The organism is Enterobacter cloacae complex sp. 6730903 (genome assembly GCF_048283985.1).
In the GTDB taxonomy this organism is placed as follows: domain Bacteria; phylum Pseudomonadota; class Gammaproteobacteria; order Enterobacterales; family Enterobacteriaceae; genus Enterobacter; species Enterobacter hormaechei_C.
On the sequence record NZ_JBLVXX010000054.1, the window covers coordinates 20,939 to 29,203 of the forward strand.

The 8,265-nt window shown below is 51.6% G+C and carries 7 protein-coding genes and 1 pseudogene; all 8 read right to left on the reverse strand.

Annotated features, from left to right (window positions below; all coding sequences use genetic code 11):
* Nucleotides 1-48 precede the first annotated feature (48 nt).
* Nucleotides 49-4,077: a DNA-directed RNA polymerase subunit beta gene (gene rpoB / locus ACNQ0W_RS21855; protein WP_008503453.1), complete on the reverse strand. Its 4,029-nt coding sequence runs from the start codon at nt 4,075-4,077 to the stop codon at nt 49-51.
* A gap of 319 nt (nt 4,078-4,396) precedes the next feature.
* Nucleotides 4,397-4,762, reverse strand: a complete 366-nt coding sequence (rplL, locus tag ACNQ0W_RS21860; protein ID WP_002445276.1) for a 50S ribosomal protein L7/L12 — start codon at nt 4,760-4,762, stop codon at nt 4,397-4,399.
* Nucleotides 4,763-4,828: 66 nt separating this feature from the next.
* The gene (rplJ, locus tag ACNQ0W_RS21865) at nt 4,829-5,326 is read right to left on the reverse strand and encodes a 50S ribosomal protein L10 (protein ID WP_003862338.1); all 498 of its coding nucleotides are present in this window, start codon (nt 5,324-5,326) and stop codon (nt 4,829-4,831) included.
* Nucleotides 5,327-5,615: 289 nt separating this feature from the next.
* Nucleotides 5,616-6,320: a 50S ribosomal protein L1 gene (gene rplA, locus ACNQ0W_RS21870; RefSeq protein WP_006810530.1), complete on the reverse strand. Its 705-nt coding sequence runs from the start codon at nt 6,318-6,320 to the stop codon at nt 5,616-5,618.
* Between the two features lie 3 nt (nt 6,321-6,323).
* Nucleotides 6,324-6,752 carry a 50S ribosomal protein L11 gene (rplK, locus tag ACNQ0W_RS21875; protein WP_003862340.1) on the reverse strand — a complete coding sequence of 143 codons (429 nt, stop codon included), beginning with the start codon at nt 6,750-6,752 and terminating at the stop codon, nt 6,324-6,326.
* Nucleotides 6,753-6,908: 156 nt separating this feature from the next.
* The gene (gene nusG / locus ACNQ0W_RS21880; RefSeq protein ID WP_003862341.1) at nt 6,909-7,454 is read right to left on the reverse strand and encodes a transcription termination/antitermination protein NusG; all 546 of its coding nucleotides are present in this window, start codon (nt 7,452-7,454) and stop codon (nt 6,909-6,911) included.
* 1 nt (nt 7,455) lies between these two features.
* Entirely contained in the window at nt 7,456-7,839 is a 384-nt protein-coding gene (gene secE, locus ACNQ0W_RS21885; protein WP_003862342.1) for a preprotein translocase subunit SecE, read from the reverse strand.
* A 227-nt stretch (nt 7,840-8,066) separates the two neighbouring features.
* Nucleotides 8,067-8,265, reverse strand: a pseudogene (gene tuf, locus ACNQ0W_RS21890) (elongation factor Tu); the annotation flags it as partial.

Here is an 8,265-nt window from a genome sequence, read left to right on the forward strand (position 1 = left end):
TCTGCTGTCGGGCGTTAACCCGACAGCAGTGACCTGTTTGAGCGAGAATTACTCGTCTTCCAGTTCGATGTTGATACCCAGCGAACGAATCTCTTTCAACAGTACGTTGAAGGATTCTGGCATGCCCGGTTCCATCTGATGGTTGCCGTCTACGATGTTCTTATACATCTTAGTACGACCGTTCACGTCATCAGACTTAACGGTGAGCATTTCCTGCAAGGTGTATGCTGCGCCGTATGCTTCCAGCGCCCACACTTCCATCTCCCCGAAGCGCTGACCACCGAACTGAGCCTTACCACCCAGCGGCTGCTGAGTAACCAGGCTGTAAGAACCGGTAGAACGAGCGTGCATCTTGTCGTCGACCAGGTGGTTCAGTTTCAGCATGTACATGTAACCTACGGTTACCGGACGCTCGAACTGTTCACCGGTACGGCCGTCAAACAGCGTAATCTGACCAGACGTTGGCAGACCACCCAGTTGCAGCAGCTCTTTAATTTCAGCTTCTTTCGCACCGTCGAATACCGGCGTTGCAATTGGCATACCTTTGCGCAGGTTCTCTGCCAGACGCAGCACTTCTTCATCGCTGAAGGTGTTCAGGTCGACTTTCTGACGAACGTCGGTACCCAGATCGTAGGCACGCTGGATGAACTCGCGCAGTTTCGCGACTTCCTGCTGCTGTTTCAGCATGGCGTTGATCTTGTCGCCGATACCTTTCGCAGCCATACCCAGGTGAGTTTCCAGAATCTGACCGATGTTCATACGAGACGGTACGCCCAGTGGGTTCAGTACGATATCTACCGGCGTACCGTTAGCATCGTGCGGCATATCCTCGATCGGGTTGATCTTAGAGATAACACCCTTGTTACCGTGACGACCTGCCATCTTATCACCAGGCTGGATCTGACGTTTAACAGCCAGATACACCTTAACAATCTTCAGCACGCCTGGTGCCAGATCGTCGCCCTGAGTGATTTTGCGGCGTTTCGCTTCGAGTTTTTTCTCGAACTCGTGTTTCAGTTCGTCATACTGCTCAGCCAGCTGTTCCAGCTGATTCTGTTTCTCTTCGTCGGTCAGGCCCAGTTCCAGCCAGCGATCGCGTGGCAGTTTGTCGAGCTTCTCAGCTTCAACGCCACCGGCAACCAGCACCGCATAGATACGGCTGAACAGACCTGCTTCGAGGATTTGCAGTTCTTCAGACAGGTCTTTCTTAGCCTGTTTGAGCTGCATCTCTTCGATTTCCAGCGCACGCTTATCTTTCTCAACGCCGTCACGGGTGAAGACCTGAACGTCGATAACCGTACCGGAAACACCGTTTGGTACGCGCAGAGAAGAGTCTTTAACGTCAGACGCTTTCTCACCGAAGATAGCACGCAGCAGTTTCTCTTCTGGCGTCAGCTGGGTTTCGCCTTTCGGCGTGACCTTACCAACCAGAATGTCACCGCCGGTCACTTCCGCGCCGATGTAAACAATACCGGATTCATCCAGTTTAGAGAGCGCAGCTTCACCCACGTTCGGGATGTCAGCGGTGATCTCTTCTGGCCCCAGCTTGGTGTCACGGGACACACAGGCCAGTTCCTGAATGTGGATGGTGGTGAAACGATCTTCCTGAACCACACGCTCGGAGACGAGGATGGAGTCTTCGAAGTTGTAACCGTTCCACGGCATGAACGCTACGCGCATGTTCTGACCGAGCGCCAGTTCACCGAGGTCGGTGGACGGACCGTCTGCCAGCACGTCGCCGCGCTCAACTGGCTCACCCAGAGATACACATGGCATCTGGTTGATACAGGTGTTCTGGTTAGAACGGGTGTATTTGGTCAGGTTGTAGATGTCGATACCCGCTTCGCCCGGATACATCTCGTCTTCGTTAACTTTGATAACGATACGGGATGCGTCAACGTACTGAACGGTACCGCCACGCTTAGCAACTGCTGTAACACCAGAGTCAACGGCAACAGCACGTTCCATACCGGTACCAACCAGCGGCTTATCAGCACGCAGAGTTGGAACGGCCTGACGTTGCATGTTCGCACCCATCAATGCACGGTTGGCGTCATCGTGTTCCAGGAACGGGATCAGGGACGCACCGACGGATACCACCTGCTGGGTGGATACGTCCATGTAGTCAACCTGGTCGCGGCTGAACAAGCTGGATTCGCCTTTGCTACGGCAGGTAACCAGATCTTCTACAAAGTGGCCTTCGTCATCCAGGTTGGAGTTCGCCTGAGCGATAACGTAGTTGCCTTCTTCGATAGCAGACAGGTAATGAATTTCGTCAGTAACAACACCGTCGGTCACTTTACGATACGGGGTCTCAAGGAAACCGTATTCGTTCGTCTGTGCGTACACGGACAGGGAGTTGATCAGACCGATGTTTGGACCTTCAGGCGTTTCGATTGGACATACGCGACCGTAGTGAGTCGGGTGTACGTCTCGAACTTCAAAGCCTGCGCGTTCACGGGTCAGACCGCCTGGGCCGAGTGCGGAGATACGACGTTTGTGTGTGATCTCAGACAGCGGGTTGTTCTGGTCCATGAACTGAGACAGCTGGCTGGAACCGAAGAACTCTTTCACTGCCGCAGAAATCGGCTTGGCGTTAATCATATCCTGAGGCATCAGGGTATCCAGATCGCCCAGAGACAGACGCTCTTTCACCGCACGCTCTACACGTACCAGGCCAACGCGGAACTGGTTTTCCGCCATTTCGCCTACGGAACGGATACGACGGTTGCCGAGGTGGTCGATATCATCCACTTCGCCTTTACCGTTACGGATATCGATGAGCTTCTTCATCACTTCAATGATGTCGTCTTTGCTCAGGATACCGGAACCTTCGATTTCGTCGCGCAGCAGAGAACGGTTGAACTTCATACGACCAACCGCGGACAGATCGTAGCGGTCTTCGGAGAAGAACAAGTTCTCGAACAGGCTTTCAGCCGCTTCGCGAGTTGGTGGCTCACCAGGACGCATCATGCGGTAGATTTCGACCAGCGCGCTCAGACGATCGTTGGTTGGGTCGACGCGTACAGTCTCAGAGATGTACGGACCGTGATCCAGATCGTTGGTGAACAGCGTTTCGATACGTTTGTGGCCAGCCTGACTCAGCTTAGCCAGCAGATCCAGGCTCAGCTCCATGTTCGCCGGGCAGATCAGCTCGCCAGTTGATTCATCAACGTAATCTTTCGCGGCTACTTTTCCTGCAATGTATTCAACCGGAACTTCGATGTGTTTGATATCATCTTTTTCCAGCTGGCGGATGTGGCGCGCGGTGATACGGCGACCTTTTTCCACATACACTTTGCCGTCGGCTTCGATGTCGAACGACGCGGTCTCACCACGCAGACGTTCCGGCACCAGCTCCATCTGCAACTTGTTGTCGCGGATTTCAAAGATCACTTTCTCAAAGAACAGGTCCAGGATCTGCTCAGTGGTATAGTTCAGTGCACGCAGAATGATGGTCGCAGGCAGCTTACGACGACGGTCGATACGGACAAACAGGTTGTCTTTTGGATCGAATTCGAAGTCCAGCCATGAACCACGGTAAGGAATGATGCGTGCGTTATACAGTACTTTACCGGAAGAGTGCGTTTTACCTTTATCGCTGTCGAAGAAGACGCCCGGGCTACGGTGCAGCTGGGAAACGATAACACGCTCAGTACCGTTGATAACGAAAGTACCGTTGTCCGTCATGAGTGGAATTTCACCCATGTAGACTTCTTGTTCTTTAATGTCTTTTACGGTGCCTTCCGGCGCTTCGCGCTCGTAGATCACCAGACGCAGTTTTACGCGCAGCGGTGCGGAATAGGTCACGCCACGGATCTGACATTCCTGAACGTCAAACACCGGTTCGCCAAGGCGGTAGCTGACGTACTGCAGCTCGGAATTACCGCTGTAGCTCTGAATCGGGAACACGGAACGGAAGGCTGCTTCCAGGCCGTACTGCCCTTCAGGATCTTGCTCGATAAACTTCTGGAACGAGTCAAGCTGGATAGAAAGGAGATATGGAATGTCCAGAACTTGTGGACGTTTACCAAAATCCTTACGAATACGTTTTTTCTCGGTATAGGAGTAAACCATAGGGTTCCTCAGCTCGCTGACAAGTCGACCCATCTGTCCGACGAAGGGACAGTTTGTGCAACACCATTTTGTGGACCGGAAAATTGAATACTTTCCGCAATACCTGTTGCTATCACGCTTAAACCATTTCATTGCGATTTACACAGAGCGAGCACCCTGTCGCAGTATATTAAGTCGTCGATAGAAACAAGCATTGTCAGGACAACCAGCAGTCAAACAGTGTGAAATGCTGCTGATGCCTTACAGCGCAAAAAGGCTGGTGACTAAAAAGTCACCAGCCATCAGCCTAATTGCTTAGGCTGCAACCAGAAAAGTTGGCTTATTTAACTTCAACTTCAGCGCCAGCTTCTTCCAGAGATTTTTTCAGTGCTTCTGCGTCGTCTTTGCTCACGCCTTCTTTCAGCGCAGCTGGAGCAGATTCTACCAGGTCTTTAGCTTCTTTCAGACCCAGGCCAGTTGCGCCACGTACTGCTTTGATTACAGCAACTTTGTTCGCGCCAGCAGCTTTCAGAATTACGTCGAATTCAGTTTTTTCTTCAGCAGCTTCAGCCGGGCCCGCAGCTACAGCTACAGCAGCAGCAGCAGAAACACCGAATTTTTCTTCCATTGCAGAAACCAGCTCTACAACGTCCATTACGGACATAGCTGCTACTGCTTCAATGATTTGATCTTTAGTGATAGACATTTAAATTGTTCCTGAAAATCAGAATAAGTTTATACGTAAGCAAATGCTTTATAAAGATAACTGCGATTAAGCAGCTTCTTTCGCATCGCGTACAGCAGCCAGAGTGCGAACCAGTTTGCCAGCCGCAGCTTCTTTCATGGTTGCCATCAGGCGTGCAATTGCTTCTTCGTAGGTCGGCAGGGTTGCCAGGCGATCGATTTGCGATGCCGGGATCAACTCACCTTCAAAGGCTGCAGCTTTGACCTCAAATTTTGCATTCGCTTTCGCGAACTCTTTGAACAGACGAGCAGCAGCGCCCGGGTGTTCCATAGAGTATGCAATCAGGGTCGGACCAACAAACGTGTCTTTCAGGCACTCGAACTGAGTACCTTCAACTACGCGACGCAGCAGGGTGTTACGAACAACACGCATGTATACGCCAGCTTCACGACCTGCTTTACGCAGTTCAGTCATTTTGTCTACAGTAACGCCACGGGAATCCGCAACTACTGCAGACAGCGCGCCTTTGGCTACTTCGCTGACTTCAGCAACAATCGCTTGTTTGTCTTGAAGATTTAAAGCCATTAGCTTTGCTCCTGGATGTTTGCCGGAACTCATGTTCCGGAACTCACTTCACTCGACCCAACGGGAAGAGCGTCTTAATACGGTGAGCAGAAACAAGCCAGAGTATTTAAAATAATCTTAGCGTTCTGTCACCGTCTACGCAGGGGATTAAGTTTCTTGCGAAACACCTGCGGTCTTCGACGGAGGCCTGGATAGGCCAGGCTCCAACGAACAATTCTTTTAGCCGCTAACTTTTGTTAGCAAACGTGGGGGTAAGATTGTAGACAAAATCACCGCCCACGTAAAGGCATTAGTTTGCAGCAGCGCTCAGGCCAGCCTGGTCAACTGCAACACCTGCACCCATGGTGGTGGAGATGCTAACTTTCTTGATGTACACGCCTTTCGCCTGAGTTGGTTTTGCTTTTTTCAGCGCAACCAGCAGAGCTTCCAGGTTTTCTTTCAGTTTGTCAGCGTCAAAGTCCACTTTACCGATGGTGGTGTGGATGATGCCGTTTTTGTCGTTACGGTAACGAACCTGACCTGCTTTAGCGTTCTTAACCGCTTCAGCAACGTTAGGAGTTACAGTACCCACTTTCGGGTTTGGCATCAGGCCGCGTGGACCCAGAACCTGGCCCAGCTGGCCAACAACGCGCATTGCATCTGGAGAAGCAATAACAACGTCAAAGTTCATTTCGCCTTTCTTGATCTGATCAGCCAGATCTTCCATACCTACCAGTTCAGCGCCAGCAGCTTTAGCAGCTTCAGCGTTTGCACCCTGAGCAAATACAGCTACGCGTACGGAACGGCCAGTACCGTGTGGCAGTACAGTTGCGCCACGAACGTTCTGATCGGATTTACGAGCGTCGATGCCCAGGTTAACGGCAACGTCAACGCTTTCAACGAACTTAGCAGTTGCCAGTTCTTTCAGCAGAGCGATAGCTTCGTTGATGTCGTACTGTTTGGTCGCATCAACTTTGTCACGGATCACGGACATGCGCTTGGTCAGTTTAGCCATTTCTTAGTCCTCCACTACCAGGCCCATGGAACGTGCAGTACCTTCGATGGAGCGAGTCATCGCTTCAATGTCGGAACCAGTCATGTCGGCAGCTTTGGTCTGCGCGATTTCCTGCAACTGAGCGCGGGAAATTTTACCCACTTTGTCTTTGTTCGGCTTACCGGAACCAGACTTGATGCCCGCTGCTTTCTTCAGCAGAACTGCTGCTGGAGGGGTTTTGGTAACGAAAGTGAAAGAACGGTCAGCGTAAACAGTGATTACAACTGGGATTGGCAGACCTTTTTCCATGGATTCAGTTTTGGCGTTGAACGCTTTACAGAATTCCATGATGTTCACACCCTGCTGACCCAGAGCTGGACCAACTGGTGGACTTGGGTTCGCCATACCTGCTGCAACCTGCAGCTTGACGTAGGCTTGTACTTTCTTAGCCATTCTAAAATCCTCTGATTGGGTAATAACGCCTCGGAGAGGCTCCCCGTGAATAAAATTCGTTTTACGGGTCGGGACCCATAAAAACAAAAGGCGCGAAATTGTATTCCAATCTCGCGCCCTGTGCAACGATTAAATCGTCGCTTTTTTGATCGCTGCTTAGGCTTTTTCTACCTGAGCAAAGTCCAGCTCTACCGGGGTCGCACGACCAAAGATAGAAACGGAAACTTTCAGGCGGGACTTCTCGTAGTCCACTTCTTCGACGACGCCATTAAAGTCAGCAAACGGACCGTCGTTAACACGAACCATCTCACCCGGTTCAAACAGCGTTTTCGGACGCGGTTTATCACCAACCTGCTGGAGGCGGTTCATAATCGCATCAACTTCTTTGTCGCTGATTGGCGCCGGACGGTCAGATGTGCCGCCGATAAAGCCCATCACGCGTGGTACGCTGCGCACCAGGTGCCAGCTCGCGTCGTTCATCACCATCTGAACCAGCACGTAACCCGGGAAGAATTTACGCTCGCTTTTGCGACGTTGGCCGCCACGGATCTCAACCACTTCTTCGGTCGGAACCATAACTTCGCCAAATAACTCTTCCATATTGTGTAATTTGATATGCTCACGCAGCGACGTAGCTACGCGGCCTTCAAAACCGGAAAACGCCTGAACGACGTACCAGCGCTTTTTAGGGGCTTCAGACATCTCAGAACCTCAGGCCAGTGATAAAGGATACCAGGCGAACCAGAATACCATCCAGTCCCCACAGGATCAGTGACATTACAGCGGTTACCGCCGCTACAATCAGCGTGGTGTGCAATGTTTCCTGGCGAGTCGGCCAAATGACCTTGCGGACTTCGGTACGCGCTTCGCGGGCAAACGCAACGGTCGCTTTGCCTTTCGTCGTCAACAGCGCGACACCACCCGCCGCAGCAATCAGAATTACCACTGCAAGCGCGCGTAGCGGCAGCATCATGTCACGATAAAGATAGTTGCCGACAATCGCCACAATCAGCAGCACGGCTACAACTACCCATTTCATCGCTTCCAGGCCGCGCCCGCTCCCTTGAGCTTCGGTATTCGCACTCATAAACCAACCTGTCAGAAGTATTCTACAAACATTTTCACCCCGCGAGTGCGAGGCAAACCAATCGAAATGCTATTCGCTTTTCGTATTATACGCTCTCCGCAGAGCCTGTCTCAGCAATGATTATGACAAAATTAATCACTGATGAGCCAGGTTCTGATGTGAAAGCGTGCAAAAAGGGCATCAAATGATGCCCTTTTATTGCGCATTGCGTCAAATGTTATCAGCGATTAGCCGAGAACTTTAGCAACAACGCCCGCGCCAACGGTACGGCCGCCTTCACGGATTGCGAAACGCAGACCGTCGTCCATCGCGATTGGGTGGATCAGCGTCACAACCATCTTGATGTTGTCGCCTGGCATTACCATCTCTACGCCTTCTGGCAGTTCGATGGTACCGGTCACGTCAGTTGTACGGAAGTAGAACTGT

What these genes read in the sequence shown, in the direction of transcription:
- rplJ (WP_003862338.1), bottom strand. Translation starts at nt 5,326, where the DNA reads ATGGCTTTAAATCTTCAAGACAAACAAGCGATTGTTGCTGAAGTCAGC.
- nusG (WP_003862341.1), bottom strand. Translation starts at nt 7,454, where the DNA reads ATGTCTGAAGCCCCTAAAAAGCGCTGGTACGTCGTTCAGGCGTTTTCC.
- secE (WP_003862342.1), bottom strand. Translation starts at nt 7,839, where the DNA reads ATGAGTGCGAATACCGAAGCTCAAGGGAGCGGGCGCGGCCTGGAAGCG.
- rplL (WP_002445276.1), bottom strand. Translation starts at nt 4,762, where the DNA reads ATGTCTATCACTAAAGATCAAATCATTGAAGCAGTAGCAGCTATGTCC.
- rplA (WP_006810530.1), bottom strand. Translation starts at nt 6,320, where the DNA reads ATGGCTAAACTGACCAAGCGCATGTCCGTGATCCGTGACAAAGTTGAT.
- rpoB (WP_008503453.1), bottom strand. Translation starts at nt 4,077, where the DNA reads ATGGTTTACTCCTATACCGAGAAAAAACGTATTCGTAAGGATTTTGGT.
- rplK (WP_003862340.1), bottom strand. Translation starts at nt 6,752, where the DNA reads ATGGCTAAGAAAGTACAAGCCTACGTCAAGCTGCAGGTTGCAGCAGGT.